Origin of the sequence: Siminovitchia thermophila, assembly GCF_016909185.1 — a bacterium.
Taxonomy (GTDB): domain Bacteria; phylum Bacillota; class Bacilli; order Bacillales; family Bacillaceae_C; genus Siminovitchia; species Siminovitchia thermophila.
This window is the reverse complement of record NZ_JAFBFH010000011.1, coordinates 89,297-106,268: the sequence shown is the minus strand read 5'-3', so window position 1 is coordinate 106,268 and position 16,972 is coordinate 89,297. Positions and strand designations below refer to the sequence as shown.

Below are 16,972 nucleotides of genomic sequence, written 5' to 3'. Positions count from 1 at the left end.
ACTATAAAGTCATATTTTCATAGATCACTGTAATTCCCATACCTCCGGCCATGCACAAGGTCACCAAGCCATATTTCGTTTTTGAACGGATCATTTCATGGATAAGAGTGACGCTTAATTTGGCGCCAGTTGCACCTACTGGATGTCCAAGCGCAATGGCTCCTCCGTTCACATTTACCCGGCTTTCATCCAAGCCCAACTCTTTTATAACAGCAAGTGCCTGGGCGGCAAAAGCTTCATTTAACTCAATTAAACCGATATCATCAAGCGTTAAGCCCGCTTTTTCCAGTGCCTTTTTCGTTGCAGGAACAGGGCCGATTCCCATGACAGAATGGTTTACCCCGGCACTTGCATAAGCTTTTATTTTAACGAGCGGCCGCAGTCCCTCCTGCTCTGCGCGATCCATGGACATCATCAAAAGTGCTGCCGCCCCGTCGTTCATGGGGCAGGCATTTCCTGCTGTGACGAGACCACCCTTTTGAAAAACCGGGTTTAATGACGCCAGTTTTTCCAATTCAACGGATTCTCTTACACTTTCATCTGTTGAGAAAAATTGAATGCCTTTTTTTGTTTGTATTTCCACTGGCACGATTTCATCCGAAAATATATTTTCCTGAATCGCCCTGGCCGCCTTCAGATGACTGTTATAGGCAAAATAATCCTGCTCTTTGCGGGAAATTTGATATTCTTCCGCAAGCCGTTCGGCGGTAATTCCCATATGTTCATGTCCAAGTGAACATATAAGGCCGTCTGCCATCAGCGCATCTTCCATAATGATGTTGCCAAACTTGGAACCCCAGCGATTTTTCACTATATAAGGAACGTTACTCATACTTTCCGTTCCCCCGGCAACAATAACTTCATTTTGCCCGGCTTGAATGGAAGCCGCCGCATTTGTGATAGCCTTTAAGCTTGAACCACATGCTTTTATAACGATATATGCCGGCGTTTCTTCAGGAAACTCTGCTTTTTGGGACGCAATTCTAGCTGAATTCAACCCGCCGCCATGTACGTATCCATGTCCAAAGACCACTTCTTCCACACCGCTTTTGGGGAAAGCTGTTTTTTCCATTAATTTTTCTAAAACTTGCCTGCCAAGTTCAACTGCTCCCACGTTTTTTAACGATTTGCCAAAAGCGCCGGCTGCTGTTCTAACGCCTGCTACAATCACTGCATCTTGCATCGTGAAATCCCTCCACTATTTTACAAAGTCGGGATCAGGGAAATTCCCGCTATTTTACAAAGGATGAATCTGAAAAATTACTGCTACTTTACAAAGGATGAATCCGAAAAATTATTGCTACTTTACAAAGTATGGAACTGAAAAAAATATTGCTATTTCACAAAGTATGGATCTGAAAACTCCGCTACTTTACAAAATCGGCAACATGAAGTGCCGCCCCTGTAGCATTGATCACATCTTCCACTGTATAAGGTTCCTTAACTTCTATTAATTGCAGCCCTTGATCCGTAACCTCGATGACTGCCATATCTGTGATAATCAAATCTACACACTGTTCTGCAGTAAGCGGTAGCATACATTTGGGTACAATTTTTGGATTGCCATGTTTATCTGTATGATTCATCAATACAATGACTTTCTTCGCTTTTTGCGCTAAATCAACTGCGCCGCCCATACCGGACACAATTTTTCCAGGAACAATCCAATTCGCCAAATCCCCGTTTTCACTAACTTCAAACGCCCCTAAAATCGTAATATCCAGCAATCCGCGGCGGATAATACCGAATGCAATCGTACTATCAAAGTAAGATGCACCCGGTACAATAGTAATTGGAATTCCGCCGGCGTTACATAAGTTAGGATCTTCCTCACCTTTTATCGGAGCCGGCCCCGTACCCAGAACGCCATTTTCAGCATGAAACATCACGTTACTATTCGATGGAATATAATTGGCAACGAGAGTAGGTATCCCAATGCCCAAATTGACAACCATTCCATCTTTGATTTCTTGTGCGGCCCGCTTTGCGATCGCCTCGCGTACGCTTACTCCCATGCCCATGCCCAATTCACCCCTTCACTTTTTACGACCATATCGACAAACGCACCAGGTGTAACGACTTCCTCCGGATCCAGCCCGCCGACCGGTACAATTTCTTCCGCTTCCGCAATCGTAACCGTTCCAGCCATCGCCATGAGCGGATTTGTATTTCTTGCACTCTTATCAAAAACTAAATTGCCAAATGTATCCGCTTTTTTCGCATAAACGATTGCCACATCTGCGGTTATCGGCGGTTCAATCAAAAATGTTCTGCCATTGACCCCCACTTTTTCTTTCCCTTCCGCAACGAGTCCATCCACACCGATATCGACTAAAATGCCGCCCAAACCGACACCCCCGGCCCGGATTCGTTCCACTAACGTTCCCTGCGGAGAAAATTCAACATCTAATTTTTTCTCATGCATCAATTTTCCTGCATTCGGATTAGACCCGATATGTGATGCCACGAGCTTCTTTGCCCTGCCTTTTGTTATCAACTGGCCGATCCCAATATGCGGAAACCCGGCATCATTGCAAATTAAAGTCAATTCATCAATGCCGCTTTCTAAAATCGCTTTGATTACAGTCGGCGGATTTCCGATTCCCCCAAAGCCGCCAACCATCAGAGAGGAACCGCTTTTTATATGTTGAACCGCTTCCTGTATCGATTGTACTTTTGTCATCGTCGACGCTCCTCTATTTATTAAAAGATATATGGATAACCTTGTAATCATCCTTATTCAACAATGCATTCGCTCACATTTGGCTTAAAAGAATCATTTACCGCGCGCACGGACCTTGTATCAACTTCCGGTAAATCCTGCTTTGTCGGGAATACTCGCCACTTCTCGGGAATATTATCAGTTTTTCGGGAATACTATCAACTTTCCGTAAATACTATCAGCTTCCTAGGAATACTCGCAATTTTCCGTTAATACCATCAGTTTCTTGGATATACTCGCAACTTTCCGGGAATACAATCAGTTTCTTGGAAACACTCACAACTTTCCGGGAATACGATCAGTTTTTTGGAAATACTCACCAATTTTCGGATTTACTCGCAACGTCCAGATTTACTAACGAATTTTCCATTTTACTCGCCAATTTTTCCATTTTACTCGCCAAAATTTCTGAATTACGCGCGGACTTTACAAACTTTTGGAATTACTCAGTTCTTCAACTTTCCGATGTTACTCGCCCATTTCCAACTTACTCTCCACTTTCAGAATTTACTTCCGATTCCTAGAATGATCAGGACTTGCTCAATTTCTTGCAAAGGCCCCCAGAAGTTCCCTTTCTACCTTCCGAAGCGCCGCCGCAAATCTCGTGACCAACTCTTCCACTTCTTCTTTTCTAATGGTAAGAGGCGGTGATAAAATGATCGCGTCACCGGTAATCCCATCTACACCAGCGTTCGCTGGATAAACGAGGAGCCCCTCTTCGAAGTTGGCCCTTACGATACGATTAACGAGGTCACATTCTCGGGAAAAAGATTTTTTCGTTAGCTTGTCTTCCACAAACTCAATGCCGACAAATAATCCTTTCCCACGGACATCACCAATGATTTCACTCGTTTGCGCCAATTCAGTTATTCGCTTTTTTAAATAAGCACCCATACGGGCGGAATTTTCCACAACATTATATTTTTCCATATATTGCAAGACTGCCAGCGCGGTTGCCGCAGACTGCGGGTTGGCACTGAAAGTATGGCCGCTCATGATGCTTTTCGAACCGTTTAAAATCGGCTCCATTACTTTTTCACTCACGACAGCCGCAGCGATCGGCGTATATCCCGCCCCCATACCTTTTCCGGTCGCCATAATATCCGCCGTGATCCCGAAATGTTCCATTCCGAACATCTTTCCAGTTCTGCCTATACCTGTCATCACTTCATCGGCTATAAATAAAATGTCATATTCATCACAAACGGCTTTCATTTTCCGAAAGTATTGATCAGAAGGAGTCAAAGCACCGCCCGCAGCACCGACCAGCGGTTCAGCGATAAAAGCGGCGATATGTTCTTTGCCGACCCGCCATATTTCTTTCTCTAATTCCTCCGCATAATCGTCGTCACATTCCTCTATCGTTCTGCCATTGGCATCCCGATAATAGTAAGGCGCCGAAACAGATGGATAGTTTTCCAGCATAGGCTCAAAACGTTCTCTTCGCTGGATATGGCCAGACATGGACAAGGCTCCCATCGTAATGCCGTGATAGCTCATCCATCTCGAGATGATTTTATTTTTTGTGTTCCTCCCTTGTTCCTGCCAATATTGAATGGCAATTTTCATTGCCGTTTCCGTCGCTTCAGAGCCGCTGTTCACAAAAAAAGACCAGTTTAAATCTCCTGGTGATATATCGCTCATTTTTTTCGCTAACTGTTCCGCCACTTCCGTGGTAAATTGCGAACGGTAAACGAAAGAAACCTTTTTGGATTGCTCCGCCATAGCGTTAATCACTTCTTGTACACCATGTCCAATGCTGGCGGTGACAGCTCCCGAAGAACCGTCAATATATTGCTTCCCTTGATCATCATATAAATAAATCCCTTTTCCATGCGTAATGAAAGGGTATTCGTCATGTAAGACAGGCTTAATTAAATATGTTCGTTTCATATGTTTTCCACCTCAATCTTCAGTTCAATTTCACATATATTTTCATCATGTTGGAAAACGTTTACTTCGCAAAAGTGATAATATATGTATAATAAATTATAGCTAACGCCATCTGGACTATCCATTCGACTAAAATGTAAAAAACATCGGGCTTCATTGTACTTTGTGTATAAAAATGAAAAGTAGGAGTTGTCTAAAATAGCGATCAGCATTCATAAAGCGCTGCAACTGCCCGTTATGAAAAAGACAAGGTTAGTGGCAGGCCATAAGGGGATTGAAAATAATATCAAGTGGGTCACCATCGTTGAGGTGCTGGAAGATATCGGCAGGCTCCAGTACGGAGAATTTTTAATCACAACGGGCTTTGGACTATTGGAAAATGAGGAGCGGATGGAAGCTTTTCATCGTTTGCTCAAATCAAAATTACTGTCGGGAATCGCCATCTATACGAGTTTTTATATGAAAGAAATCCCAGCCAGTTTTATTGATCTGGCCGATCAAAATGATCTGCCTTTAATTGAAATTCCCACAGATATAAACTTTTCCGAAATCACGAAAGCCATTTTGGAGCAAATCGTCAATAACCAAATGCACCTGCTCGAGCAATCGGAAAATATCCACCGGGAACTGACGAACCTTATCTTAAATGACCAAAGTTTAACCGATGTCACGCTCCGGCTGTCTCAATTAACCGCAGCAAACATTCTTATATACAATGAGTTTTACGACATTATTTATGCCAATCAAAAGGATGAATTCCCTGTCAACAAAACCAACATTTCCCTGAATGGCCGACAGGTTAATATATCAAAACATTTATTGGCCAGTTTAGAAAAAGAAGCCACAGTGAACGAAACAATTGAACAGCATATTTTCACCATTTACCCCATCATAGCCAAACAGTCCTGTTACGGCTGGATCGTCATGATAAAGCTGGAAGAAAGCTGGCAAGAGCTTGACGATATTGCGATTGAACAAGCCGCACCGATTTATGCTATGGAATTTTTGAAACAGCAAGCGATTGAAGAAACACATTTACGCATTCAAAGTAATTTTTTAGACGACATTTTCAGTCAAAATTATATAAGCGAAAGAAACATGATTGACCATGGATTGAAGCTGAATTACGACCTTTCGTTACAACAGGCTGTTTTTCATTTGGCATTCAAGAATTCTGAAACCATTGATGACAACTTAATAGACAGGCTATATCATTTAACCGAACAAATCCTTGTTCAGAAAAAGAAACAGCACTTGATCCAGTCAAAATTACATTCGATTATCTTTTTAACGAATGTAACGGGAGAAACGAAAGAAGACAAATATAAATATTGTATTTCTTTGGCAGACGACATATTGAAAAATTGGCATTACTATTTTCCAAATGTTGAATTGGTGATCGGGATTGGAACAGACTACAATCAAGTGGATGAATTAGAGAAAAGCGCACGGGAAGCACGGTATGCGTTCAGATTGTGTGATTTAATCGGTACGGAAGCGCAAATTGTCCATTATCAGGATTTGGGAATGTATGATCTGTTGTTGAAAATGAGGAGAAACGGGATCCATTTAACATCCATCTATAAAGACCATATTAGCGGGCTGCTCAGTGAAACGGATAAAGAAATTGATCTGATTGAGACGTTGGACAGCTATTTTAAAAATAACCAAAGCATTCAAAAAGCGGCGGCAGAACTGTATATTCACCGTCATACGTTAAGATACAGGCTCAATCAAATCGAAGTCAAAACCGGGCTTGATATAAAATCGACGGAAGATCTGATGAAATTAAAGCTTGGTATTATGGCATATAAGCTGGTTGCCATATTGGATAAATAAAAGCATTAAGGGAAATTTGACAGCCAAGCTCAAAGGCTTCACGATAAACCCCTTTATTTAGCGAAGTAAAGGACAATACATACCGTTAATGAAAGCATGTATTGTCCTTCTTGTCATTTTTGGGAAATATCTTCACCAAAGTATTTTTCACTGATTTCGCCATAGGTTCCGTTTTCTTGAATTGATTTTAAAGCCTCGTTTACTTTTTTCAATAATTCTTCATCATCTTTTTGAATGGCTATCCCCATTTGATCTAAATAAATGGGTTCACCAACTTGTTTAATTTTCAAGTTATTTTGGTTGACAGCATACATTCCAACAAGTCGATCCGTGATGACGGCATCAAGACGCCCCTTTACCAACAAATCCTGCAGCGCGGTAACATCACTGTCGTATGTTTTGACATCATCTGTATATTCTTTTGCATTTTCTTCAAAAGTACTGGAAACGACCACACCTATCGTCTTTCCTTTTAAATCATCCGCGTTTTTAATGGAATCATTGTCTTTACTGACGAAAATTTGAGCACCTGACTCATAATAAGGGTCTGTAAAATTCACTTCTTTCAATCTTTCATCTGTAATCGCCATACTTCCGATAATGGCGTCAAATTTATCTGTTTGCAAAGCGGCGATAATGGTTTGCCAGGGATTCGTCACCGGCTTGGGATTCATGCCCATTTCTTCTGCAATCGCCGTACCAATTTCCACATCAAACCCGACCAACTTATTGTTTTCGGTATAGTTGAAAGGCGGATATAGACCGCTCGATGCAAAGACAAAATCCTCTTTTTGCTTATTTTCGGTACCGCTTGCCGCTTTTTCGCCACTTTCCTTTGTACCGCAAGCAGCCAGTCCTACCAATAGAATTGCCATCATTATTACGAAAATTGATCTTTTCACGATTGTTCCCTCCCTAAAAAAATGAATGTATGTTACAATACTTTTCCTAAAAATTGTCTCGCTTTTTCGCTTTTTGGATTTGTAAAAAATTCTTCAGGAGTGCTTTCCTCTGCGATGACTCCTTGATCCAAAAATACAATTCGATCCGCCACTTCACGTGCAAAGCCCATTTCATGTGTGACAACAACCATCGTCATGCCATCTTGCGCCAATTCTTTCATGACGTGTAATACTTCTCCCACCAGTTCGGGATCAAGCGCTGATGTTGGTTCATCAAATAGCAGTACACGAGGATTCATGGCCAATGATCGCGCAATCGCGACCCTCTGTTTCTGTCCTCCCGACAGCTTATCAGGATAGACATGAGCCTTGTCCGCCAAGCCGACCTTTTCTAACAGTTCCATTCCCTGCTCGGCGGCTTTTTCCTTTTCCATCTTACGGACAATAACAGGTGCTTCGATAATATTTTCAATGACTGTTTTGTGGGGAAAGAGATTAAAATGCTGAAAAACCATCCCAATTTCTTCGCGTATTTTATTTAACTTCATATTGGCCGGATCAACTTTACTGTCTTTAAACCAAATTTCACCGTCATCTTTAACTTCCAAATAATTCAAGCATCGAAGGAGAGTACTTTTTCCCGATCCGCTTGCTCCAAGAATAACAACGACTTCCTGACTTTTAATTTCTAAATCAATTCCTTTGAGGACGTGTAAATCCTTAAAGTACTTATGCAAGTTTTTCACTTTTATCATACTTATACTCTCCCCGTGTCTAGGTGTTTTTCAATTTTGTTCGTAATGAGTGTGAAAATAACGATCAAAATTAAATAATAAATCCCTGCAATCGTGTAAAATTCAAGCTGTCTAAATGTGGTGGCCGCCTGGCTCATGGAAAGATTGAAGATTTCGGTAATTCCAATAAATGCTACAAGTGAAGAGTCTTTTAAACCGATAATAAATTGGTTCCCCAACGAAGGTATGGAACGCTTGAACGCCTGAGGAAAAATAACGCGCCTCATTGCTTGCTTTTTCGTCATGCCAAGAGATTCTGCAGCTTCCATTTGTCCCTTATCAATAGACTGGATGGCCCCCCTGAAAATCTCGGCAATATACGCGCCGCTGTGAATCGCCAGCGCAATCGCCCCGGCCCAAAATGCCGATAAAACCACAATTTGCGTAATTCCGAAATATAGCCACATGATTTGAACGATGAGCGGCGTTCCACGAATCAGACCAATGTAAATGTTTGCAAGCCACGACAGCATTTTCTTATGAGAGATTTTCATAAGTGCGACGAACAATCCAATTACGCTAGCCAACACTAACGAAACAACGGTAATTTGCAAAGTTACGAGAGCAGCCTGCATAAAGCCGCTAAATGTCGATATGAAACTATCCATAAATTGACCCATGATCACATACATCCTTTTTTGATTTCTTATAGGAAAACGATAGCGCATACATTACAGAGGGAAAAGTGAAGACGCTAGCATTCCAAAAACATATTTATATATTACCAACAAGATGATAACGATTTCATTATCCAATTCATCATAATGTAGAGAGTCTTTTTATACGTGCTGTATAAGTGGCATATGAAAAAAAAGATATTTGTAGTATTTTGGAAATTTGGCGAGGATTTTTAAATTTGGGTGAGGATTTCCTTAATCTGGATAGTATACCGCTCAAAGTGAAGTGGACATAGCTTGGATGTGGATAGGATTTCTAATTTATGGAAAAACTACGTATGGCTGTAAGGTTTGGGAAGGATTTTCACTTTCTCGATAGTATCCATGCCAAGTCGGAGAGTATTTCTTCTGAAAAAGTCACGCCTCTCAAGGTTCTAAATAAAAGAAGGTTCGGCCAAAAGCTGAACCTCCCACTCTGGATCATGCTTAATATAAAAAGTAAATCAAAACACTTGTTACAGCTCCAACCAATATGCTCAGCAAGATACAATAGCCCATAATATCGCGAATATGAAGTCCCACAACTGATAGAATGGGCAATGCCCAAAATGGTTGGATCAAGTTTGTCCAGCCGTCTCCCCAAGCGACCGCCATCGCCGTTTTGGAAGGATCTACTCCAAGTTCAATTGCAGCTGGGATCTGCAAAGGACCTTGCAATGCCCATTGTCCGCCTCCGGATGGTGCAAATATGTTTACCAAACCGGCCACCCAATAACTGAAAACATTGAACGTCTCGGGTGTTGCAACGGAAATCATCCCATTAATCAGCAGCTGCCCTAACCCAGAGCTTGTCAATATCGCAATAATACCAGCGTAGAAAGGGAATTGGAGAATAATAGGTGAAATCGACTTTGACACATCCATAAAAGCTTTTGCATATTGCCCCAATGAACGATGTAATAATAAGCCGAGTGATAAAAAGAACAGATTAATAATGTCCAAGTCCAAGTCTCGTCCGCCTGCAAAAGAAATAATTGTATAAAAAATGCCAATTGTTCCAATCAATATTCCCAAAATAGGAGTGTATTCCAGTTTCAAGGCTGGCGTTAATTTGCTTGTATCAGTTTCCTTACGAGTAGATGGCCGCTCTTCACCATCTTTGAGTTGATAACGAATCATATTTTTCTTTGGAGACATTAAGATAATAAAAATCGACATGGTCACCACAAGCGATAAAAAGATAATGATTGTGGAAGAGTGAAATAATGTCTCTGATGTGGGAATAACCCCCATCACTTCTTCCAAAAAGTGACCTTTTGTTGCAATTGTTAATCCAATTGAGCTGGAAATTCCTCCTGGAAACAATATAGTGGCTGAGTAAGCGGAAGCTACGAGCAATGGAAAATGAGCGTTTTCATTTCTTTTCCCAATTTCTCTAGCGATAATCGCGCCGACTACAACGGCCAAGCCCCAGTTAATGTAATAGGCACCTGCTGAAACAAGAAAAGTGATCAAGTAGGCTTTCCAAGGTTTGTTTGCCAATTTCGCAAGGTTAGCCAAGCCTCTGTTCATAATAGGTACTGAAGCTAAAGTCATTCCAGTCATTAATAACAGGGCCATTTGCATTGTAAAAGCCAAATAGGCCCAAAATCCATCTCCCCAAGCTGAAACAATCTTGCCGGATTCAGTTGGATTCATTAACAAAGCAATGAAAAAAACGAATACAGTCATAAGAACAGCAATCACAAAAGCATCCGGCAAATACCGTTGAACAACTTTTGCAAAACGGTCAGCTACACCTGCTAACATATTTTTCCCCCTCCATTTTCTAGTTTAGATTACATCATAAGATAAACTTTTATAATGCGTAATTATCTGAAAGTATGAAAGGGAAAAGATTTCTTATACGCGATGTATAGAATGTGACTAAAACACATCCTCATCTCCAAAAAGTTCTTATTGCAATAATAAATAAGCTCCCCGGTATTTCAACTGATAAGAGGCCGGAACAGAACCCTAAAATGAGTAAACCGCATGGAATCAAGTTTTAAAACCTTGATTCCATGCGATTTTATTGTCACGATTTTTACGAATATCAATCAGCTTTCAACTTATGTCCCACCCCCTCCTTTTTGATGCATAACTGAATATTCTTCTTTATCGGAATCTATAGACATATCTATTTCCAGTTCCCTTTCCAATGGAAAGTTCGAGCGATTCCCGCTCAGTCCAACGTTTTATTCCATATTTCCAAGCCAATTGATTGATCCCATCTTGATTTGACACATATAGATGCAAGTCTTATTTACTTTAAAAAACCACTTGCCAATTCCTCACAATCATTCAAGCCGACAACAGGTTATTAAGAAGATAGTAACAGCAGCTATGACAGGCAGTACCTTTTCCAATGCAAGCTGAAACTCTGATCCACCTTTCACTGCGGACAGCTTTGAAACACGTTTACTGGCTAAGCGTTAAAAAGTAAACTTCAAGAGTGGGCATTTTTATGGTATCCATCCATTTTTTTCAAAACATGTTCTGAATTTTTCTTAGTCCTGAGAGATACAACATACATAATGATAAATGATAATGGTAACGAAATTAGAATCTCGGAGTTTTGCGGCAGTTCGAAAAGTGTAAATGCAACTAAAAAGCTAATTGCCCCTGAAAGCATCCCGGCGATGGCTCCCGATGTATTGGCTTCTTTCCACCATATTCCCAGCAATAATGGGACGAAAAAGGCAGAAACCATTAGCCCCAGAGCCGCTGTATAAAAGACCATTAAAAATGCCGGGGGATTTAGTGACAGTAACATGACAGCAATCCCAATGACCCATGTTAGTATGACGGAAACCTTTAATATTTTCTCCTTTCCTGCGTTGGGATTTATCACTCCACTGTATAAGTCATAAGCAACCGCGCTGCTTAGCGCCAATAATAGTGAGTCTGTTGTTGACATAATCGCGGCTAATATGGCTGCAACGATGATTCCCATCATGACAGGCCCAAAAAACTTTTCCGCAATGAGAAGCATCCACATGTCTGAAGAATAATTCTCCATAACGGATTGTCCCAAATTTGCAACATGCGGAACGACTGTGTAAGCCGGAGCGATGACAACAAAAGCATACACGAGTGTTGTATAATTTAATGTTAATTTCGCAGACTCTGCATTATCAGATGTAAATATACGCATAATCAAGTGCGGGGTTACACTAATAGCGGCAGCCCATGTAACAAATGCCCCTATATAGGTTAAAACGGAAAATGATTCACCGAAGGTTCCCAATGTCGGATTTATTTCAGCCGCATGAGCTATAAAATCGGTCCACTTCATTGGTAAATGGGCAATTCCTGCTACAATAATGGCCAATGTTAACAGTAATGTTAGGCCTCCCTGAAGAACATTTGTCCAAGTGACAGCCAACATTCCTCCCAGCGAAACATAAAAAATAAAAACAAGTGCAATAATGACCAAGCCCCATTCGTAAGGCCAGCCCGTGATATATGATGTAACGAGACCTCCAGCTTTCATTTGTGACATTAAATACATTCCTGAACCAATAATGATGATCACTGGAATCAAAACTTTTAAAAAGACACTTCCTTCATATCGGTCAATGAGAAACTCGGAAATTGTAATTTTTCCGGAATTTCTCAATGGCTTTGCCACTAAAAGGCCAGCTAACATAAATCCTACGGAGCATCCAATTCCAAAAGAAGTAATATATGGAAGTCCCAGCTCCCATGTCGTTCCTACACTTGCCATAAAAGTTCCGCCGCTGCCGGCTGCCGAAAGCAGCGCTATCGAATTAACTACCGGTCCAATTCTTTTTCCAGCCGCATAATATTCATCAATTCCCGAATCAGAAGATGATACTTTTTTTTGCGTAATAAGACCGAGTACCACTAAAAAAATGAAATAAATCATAACAATAATCAATTCAGTCATTCTCATAAACCTTACCTCCCTTTCTAATCCTCCTCATTGGGAGAACCTTTTTTTAATAGAAAGAAAATAGGAATTCCAACCGCCGGTATGAGAAGTTGTAAAAGTTGTGCTCCCCACACCCAAGATGAAATATTTAAAATTTTCTGATGGTAAGTCCATGGTAAAAATAAAATGATGATATATATAATAATCCCTATCAAAAAGATCTTTTCATAGGTTGGCAACGAATACCAACTCCCTTTATTTTTCATATATGATTCACACTCCTTTTATTGACCAAAGTCATCAATCCGTTTCCATTTATACTTGGTAATGAGCTGTAACAAAACGGCAAACCGAAAACGGGGATGTGATGTAATGTGCCATGGATCACTTGGCGCATTGTGGACAAAGCTTTTCATTACTGAATAAAAGCTCCCTTTAGACTGTTTTTTAAACTTGCATGACAGTAATGTGATTCCACTGTGTTGCTTTGATATCCCCATCACATTTGTAAAAAGCCTTGTTAAAGGATCCGCAGAAACATAAATAAATTGAATATGAAAATCCGGAGTGCGGATCAAGATTTTTTCATGTTGATCATCATACATAAAATGGGGGTGAGATGTAGATATTTGATAGGAAATACCTCTACTTTCCAAAATTTCCTTAAAAAGGCGAACAGATTTTTCTTGGGAAAGTCCCATATACACTTCCCATCTTTTTACAGTTGATAGCATCACACCACATCCAAATTGGTTATTTGGTAAAAAACGCCACATTTAGTTTTAAACACAGGATCGCTCAAGTGTCTAGAGCATATCCTGTGCTTTTTATCCAAAGAACAAATGCTTTATTTCCAAACTTGCTTAATGACCCTTGCAAAATTTCCTCCGATAAATTTATCTACATCATCATCACTATATCCTCTTTTTTTCAATCCCATCATGACATGATCCAATTCTTTAGATCCTTTAAAATCCTTCGCATGTGCCAATGAAAAATCTTCACTTACACTTGAATAATATTTCCCTACTACTTCCGGATATAATGTAGCTTGTTCCAGCACACCAGGAGTATCAATCTTATCATCTGGAGGTGCATCGCTGCCGTACCCAACGTGATCGATTCCTGCCAAATCAATCACATATTCAACATGATCTAAATAATCATCGAGAGTCGGCTGTTGATTGATCTCGCCTTTCCAACAAAGTGGCGCCCAAGGGGTTAAACCCATCACACCGCCTTTTTCAGCAAGCAACTTTATTTCTTCATCGGTTTTATTTCGCGGAATATGACTGATTCTCTTAACATTGGCATGAGAAAACACTACCGGGCTTTCACTCTCCTGAATAGCGGAAAGTGTTGTTAATTTGCTCGAGTGAGATACATCTATTAACATACCTAACCGATTCATTTCATGAATCATCTCTCTGCCAAAATCGGTTAAACCACGGTCAATTGTTTCCGTGCAACCGGAACCAATATAATTTGCTTTATTATAAGTAAGTTGTACGACTCTTACACCCATTTCATAAAAAGCACGTAAATTATTTAAGGAATTACCTATGGGATAAGGTTCTTGAAAAGTTAAAATGATAGATTTTTTTCCGGCAGCGGCATTCTTTTGCAGTTCAGCATATGTTCTTGCCACACCTAATGTCTTTTCCTGCTGATCAACGACATTATATATGTTAGCAATAGAACGGATTGTTTCCGAAAATCCTTCAAATGAAAGCAATGTTAGAAAGAAAGCATTCATTTTAGACTTTTGGACCGATTCCGAACACCCCTCAAAATCACCTACTGGATACATGCATCCGTCAATAACCAATTGTTGATTGTCTGATTCCATCACCATTCCTCCTTCTCAACTTGAACAGCACACTCTAGCTTTTGCTAATTTTGTTTATTATAGAATGCCATTATTAATATGTACAATATTCAAATAGTTTTGTTATGATATAAAATAAATATAGTTCAAAAGAAATGAGGCATCGTTATGGAACTTCGACATTTAAAATATTTTGTCACAGTTGCCGAAGAATTGAACTTTACAAAGGCGGCAAGCCGTTTAAATATGAGCCAGCCGCCTTTAAGTCAGCAAATTAAGCAATTGGAAAACAGTATTGGTGTAAAATTATTGGAACGCAGCAATCGAACAGTGGAATTAACGGATGCAGGAAGAGCTTTTTTGGAGAAAGCGTATAAAATACTCATAGATATAGAAAAAGCGCGTGAATACACAAGGAAGATTTACAAAGGGGAAAAAGGACAATTATCAATTGGATTCACCGATTCAGCACTCTATGACCTGATTCCCATTATCCAATCATATCAAAGCGTGAATACGGAAGTAGATATAACGATGCATCAAATGAGCACCGTTGATCAGCTTAAAGCATTACAAGAAGAGGAAATCCATATTGGATTCATTTGTACCCCTATTCAAAAAAGCAACCTTCATATCATTCCTATTCGCAAACAAAAATTCGTTGCAGTCCTTCCAAAGTCGCATAAGTTAGCCCAATCAGATTCACCCATTAACATTCAGGAATTAGTAGATGATACATTTATAGTTACCCCCAGAAAAGTGAGCCCTGTTTACTATGATACGGTTATGTCTATCTTTCATAAGATGAGTTTTGTTCCAAAGTTGACCATAACGGCACATATTTCAACGGCGGTTATTGCTTTAGTTTCATCAGGATTAGGAATTGCCCTGATTCCTTCTTCCATGAAAAATCTCCAAATTGCAAGTGTCGTCTTTAAGGAACTGGATTTTAGTCCCACTATAGAAACATCTGTAGTATGGCGCTTCAATGAAAAGTCTCATATCGTCAACAGTATTGTCACATTGCTTAAGCAGTATATTGCAGAAAACACATCCAAACATAGGTGATAAAAACGTTTTTATTGGCAAGCTATTCCGGCATTTTTTTCTCAAATCGGCTCTGGTACTTTACCAAAAAGCCGACCAATGTGCCCAAAACGCGCCGACCAACTTTATTGAAAAGCCTCTGCCATCTTTTTTGCAACTACACACTTTCATTTATTCGTTTTGTAAAGTGAAAAGATATTTGATAGAAGGAGAAAAAGCCCTTGAATGCAAAGTGTATAACATACAATGAATTTGGCAATCCGAAAGACGTATTAAAAATCGAATATAAAAGCATTGATCCCCCCAAAAATGACGAAATCCTTGTTCGCATGCTCGTTCGGCCCATCAATCCTTCTGACTTAATCCCGATTAAAGGGGCATACGCCCATCGAATTTCACTGCCGGATATACCTGGCTATGAAGGAGTTGGCATTGTAAAAGATGTCGGGTCATTTGTATCCCGGCACCTCATCGGAAGGCGCGTGTTACCTTTACGGGGAGAAGGCACATGGCAGGAATTTGTCAAATCATCGGCGGAATTGGCTGTTCCCGTCCCTGACTCCATTGATGATATGACCGCATCGCAAGTATATATTAATCCCGTTACGGCTTGGGTCGCTTGTACCGAAGTTTTACGTTTAAAACCAAATGATGTTTTACTTGTAAACGCCTGCTGTTCCGCCATCGGTCATATGTTTGCCCAGTTTGCAACCATATTGGGTTTTCGCTTAGTTGCGATCACCAGAAGCAACAAATATACCGAAGACCTTCTCCAGCTTGGGGCCTCCCATGTAATAGATAGTTCCAGAGAACCGCTGTATGAGACAGTCATGGACATAACAAAGGGGATGGGGGCGAATGCGGCTATCGATTCAATCGGAGGCAAGGCTGGAGAGGAACTGGCATTTTGTGTTCGACCTAATGGCCTATTTTTAGCGATTGGCCTTTTATCAGGCATCCAAGTAAACTGGAAAAATATTTACAATGAAGCCAAATTGCAAGCAACAATGTTCCATTTACGAAACTGGAATAAAAAGGTGTCAATCGACAAATGGCAACAAACCTTCCAATTGTTATTCAAACTCTTGGAGGACCGGAAATTGCGCTTGGCAAAAGTGCATTCCCAACACGATTTATCGAATATAAAGCAGGCTATTGATGCTACGTTAGAACCTCGTAAAGGAAAAGTGTTTTTAACGAGTGATAAAAATTAACGGGCGCCCTCATGTTGGTCATGAACATTTTTTCAAAGATGCTACTGGCTAACTGAAAACAATTATTCTAAGGAATCGGAGGGGGGCTTTATGAAAAAGGTATTGCTCATTGTAGCTGTTTCGGTAAGTGTAGTACTGCTTTCTTTATATGGAAGCTACCAGTATTTGGTACATAATCA

15 protein-coding genes are annotated in these 16,972 nt (G+C 40.3%); 3 read left to right on the top strand and 12 right to left on the bottom strand.

Annotated elements, in window-relative coordinates; genetic code table 11:
- Position 1 precedes the first annotated feature (1 nt).
- The 4 genes from JOC94_RS09540 to JOC94_RS09525 form a co-directional block, all read right to left on the bottom strand.
- Positions 2-1,183 carry a thiolase family protein gene (locus tag JOC94_RS09540; protein ID WP_077112993.1) on the bottom strand — a complete coding sequence of 394 codons (1,182 nt, stop codon included), beginning with the start codon at positions 1,181-1,183 and terminating at the stop codon, positions 2-4.
- A 184-nt stretch (positions 1,184-1,367) separates the two neighbouring features.
- Positions 1,368-2,021: a 3-oxoacid CoA-transferase subunit B gene (locus JOC94_RS09535; RefSeq protein ID WP_077112992.1), complete on the bottom strand. Its 654-nt coding sequence runs from the start codon at positions 2,019-2,021 to the stop codon at positions 1,368-1,370.
- Positions 2,006-2,683, bottom strand: coding sequence for a CoA transferase subunit A (locus tag JOC94_RS09530; protein WP_139345690.1), 678 nt, complete (start codon positions 2,681-2,683; stop codon positions 2,006-2,008). The genes JOC94_RS09535 and JOC94_RS09530 overlap by 16 nt, the downstream gene beginning before the upstream one ends.
- Positions 2,684-3,262: 579 nt before the next feature.
- Positions 3,263-4,615, bottom strand: a complete 1,353-nt coding sequence (locus JOC94_RS09525) for an aspartate aminotransferase family protein (protein WP_077112991.1) — start codon at positions 4,613-4,615, stop codon at positions 3,263-3,265.
- Between the two features lie 189 nt (positions 4,616-4,804).
- On the opposite strand from JOC94_RS09525, the gene JOC94_RS09520 reads away from it, so the two are divergent.
- Positions 4,805-6,454 (top strand): PucR family transcriptional regulator, encoded by a 1,650-nt coding sequence (locus tag JOC94_RS09520; protein WP_083717638.1) that lies wholly within the window; start codon positions 4,805-4,807, stop codon positions 6,452-6,454.
- A 113-nt stretch (positions 6,455-6,567) separates the two neighbouring features.
- Here the strand turns inward: JOC94_RS09520 and JOC94_RS09515 are convergent, their stop codons facing one another.
- From JOC94_RS09515 to JOC94_RS09480, 8 genes are all read right to left on the bottom strand, one after another.
- On the bottom strand, positions 6,568-7,356 hold the full coding sequence (locus tag JOC94_RS09515) for an ABC transporter substrate-binding protein (RefSeq protein WP_077112990.1): 789 nt from the start codon (positions 7,354-7,356) through the stop codon (positions 6,568-6,570).
- Positions 7,357-7,388: 32 nt separating this feature from the next.
- Entirely contained in the window at positions 7,389-8,111 is a 723-nt protein-coding gene (locus JOC94_RS09510) for an amino acid ABC transporter ATP-binding protein (protein ID WP_077112989.1), read from the bottom strand.
- Between the two features lie 2 nt (positions 8,112-8,113).
- Entirely contained in the window at positions 8,114-8,770 is a 657-nt protein-coding gene (locus JOC94_RS09505) for an amino acid ABC transporter permease (protein WP_077112988.1), read from the bottom strand.
- A gap of 483 nt (positions 8,771-9,253) precedes the next feature.
- The gene (locus JOC94_RS09500; protein WP_077112987.1) at positions 9,254-10,576 is read right to left on the bottom strand and encodes a short-chain fatty acid transporter; all 1,323 of its coding nucleotides are present in this window, start codon (positions 10,574-10,576) and stop codon (positions 9,254-9,256) included.
- 679 nt (positions 10,577-11,255) lie between these two features.
- A complete protein-coding gene (locus JOC94_RS09495; RefSeq protein ID WP_205179221.1) occupies positions 11,256-12,725 on the bottom strand; it encodes a sodium:solute symporter family protein in 1,470 nt (489 codons plus the stop codon).
- Between the two features lie 17 nt (positions 12,726-12,742).
- Positions 12,743-12,970, bottom strand: coding sequence for a hypothetical protein (locus tag JOC94_RS09490; RefSeq protein ID WP_077112985.1), 228 nt, complete (start codon positions 12,968-12,970; stop codon positions 12,743-12,745).
- An 18-nt stretch (positions 12,971-12,988) separates the two neighbouring features.
- Positions 12,989-13,438: a hypothetical protein gene (locus JOC94_RS09485; protein WP_077112984.1), complete on the bottom strand. Its 450-nt coding sequence runs from the start codon at positions 13,436-13,438 to the stop codon at positions 12,989-12,991.
- Positions 13,439-13,551: 113 nt separating this feature from the next.
- Positions 13,552-14,553: a dipeptidase gene (locus JOC94_RS09480; protein WP_077112983.1), complete on the bottom strand. Its 1,002-nt coding sequence runs from the start codon at positions 14,551-14,553 to the stop codon at positions 13,552-13,554.
- Between the two features lie 147 nt (positions 14,554-14,700).
- Here JOC94_RS09480 and JOC94_RS09475 point away from each other — a divergent pair, with 147 nt between their 5' ends.
- Positions 14,701-15,600, top strand: coding sequence for a LysR substrate-binding domain-containing protein (locus JOC94_RS09475; protein ID WP_077112982.1), 900 nt, complete (start codon positions 14,701-14,703; stop codon positions 15,598-15,600).
- A gap of 200 nt (positions 15,601-15,800) precedes the next feature.
- Positions 15,801-16,793, top strand: coding sequence for a zinc-dependent alcohol dehydrogenase family protein (locus JOC94_RS09470; RefSeq protein WP_077112981.1), 993 nt, complete (start codon positions 15,801-15,803; stop codon positions 16,791-16,793).
- Positions 16,794-16,972 lie beyond the last annotated feature (179 nt).

Excerpts from the sequence above, each read along its gene's own strand:
- JOC94_RS09540 (WP_077112993.1), bottom strand. The coding sequence starts at position 1,183 with ATGCAAGATGCAGTGATTGTAGCAGGCGTTAGAACAGCAGCCGGCGCT.
- JOC94_RS09535 (WP_077112992.1), bottom strand. The coding sequence starts at position 2,021 with ATGGGCATGGGAGTAAGCGTACGCGAGGCGATCGCAAAGCGGGCCGCA.
- JOC94_RS09530 (WP_139345690.1), bottom strand. The coding sequence starts at position 2,683 with ATGACAAAAGTACAATCGATACAGGAAGCGGTTCAACATATAAAAAGC.
- JOC94_RS09525 (WP_077112991.1), bottom strand. The coding sequence starts at position 4,615 with ATGAAACGAACATATTTAATTAAGCCTGTCTTACATGACGAATACCCT.
- JOC94_RS09510 (WP_077112989.1), bottom strand. The coding sequence starts at position 8,111 with ATGATAAAAGTGAAAAACTTGCATAAGTACTTTAAGGATTTACACGTC.
- JOC94_RS09505 (WP_077112988.1), bottom strand. The coding sequence starts at position 8,770 with ATGGGTCAATTTATGGATAGTTTCATATCGACATTTAGCGGCTTTATG.
- JOC94_RS09500 (WP_077112987.1), bottom strand. The coding sequence starts at position 10,576 with ATGTTAGCAGGTGTAGCTGACCGTTTTGCAAAAGTTGTTCAACGGTAT.
- JOC94_RS09495 (WP_205179221.1), bottom strand. The coding sequence starts at position 12,725 with ATGAGAATGACTGAATTGATTATTGTTATGATTTATTTCATTTTTTTA.
- JOC94_RS09490 (WP_077112985.1), bottom strand. The coding sequence starts at position 12,970 with ATGAAAAATAAAGGGAGTTGGTATTCGTTGCCAACCTATGAAAAGATC.
- JOC94_RS09485 (WP_077112984.1), bottom strand. The coding sequence starts at position 13,438 with ATGCTATCAACTGTAAAAAGATGGGAAGTGTATATGGGACTTTCCCAA.
- JOC94_RS09480 (WP_077112983.1), bottom strand. The coding sequence starts at position 14,553 with ATGGAATCAGACAATCAACAATTGGTTATTGACGGATGCATGTATCCA.
- JOC94_RS09475 (WP_077112982.1), top strand. The coding sequence starts at position 14,701 with ATGGAACTTCGACATTTAAAATATTTTGTCACAGTTGCCGAAGAATTG.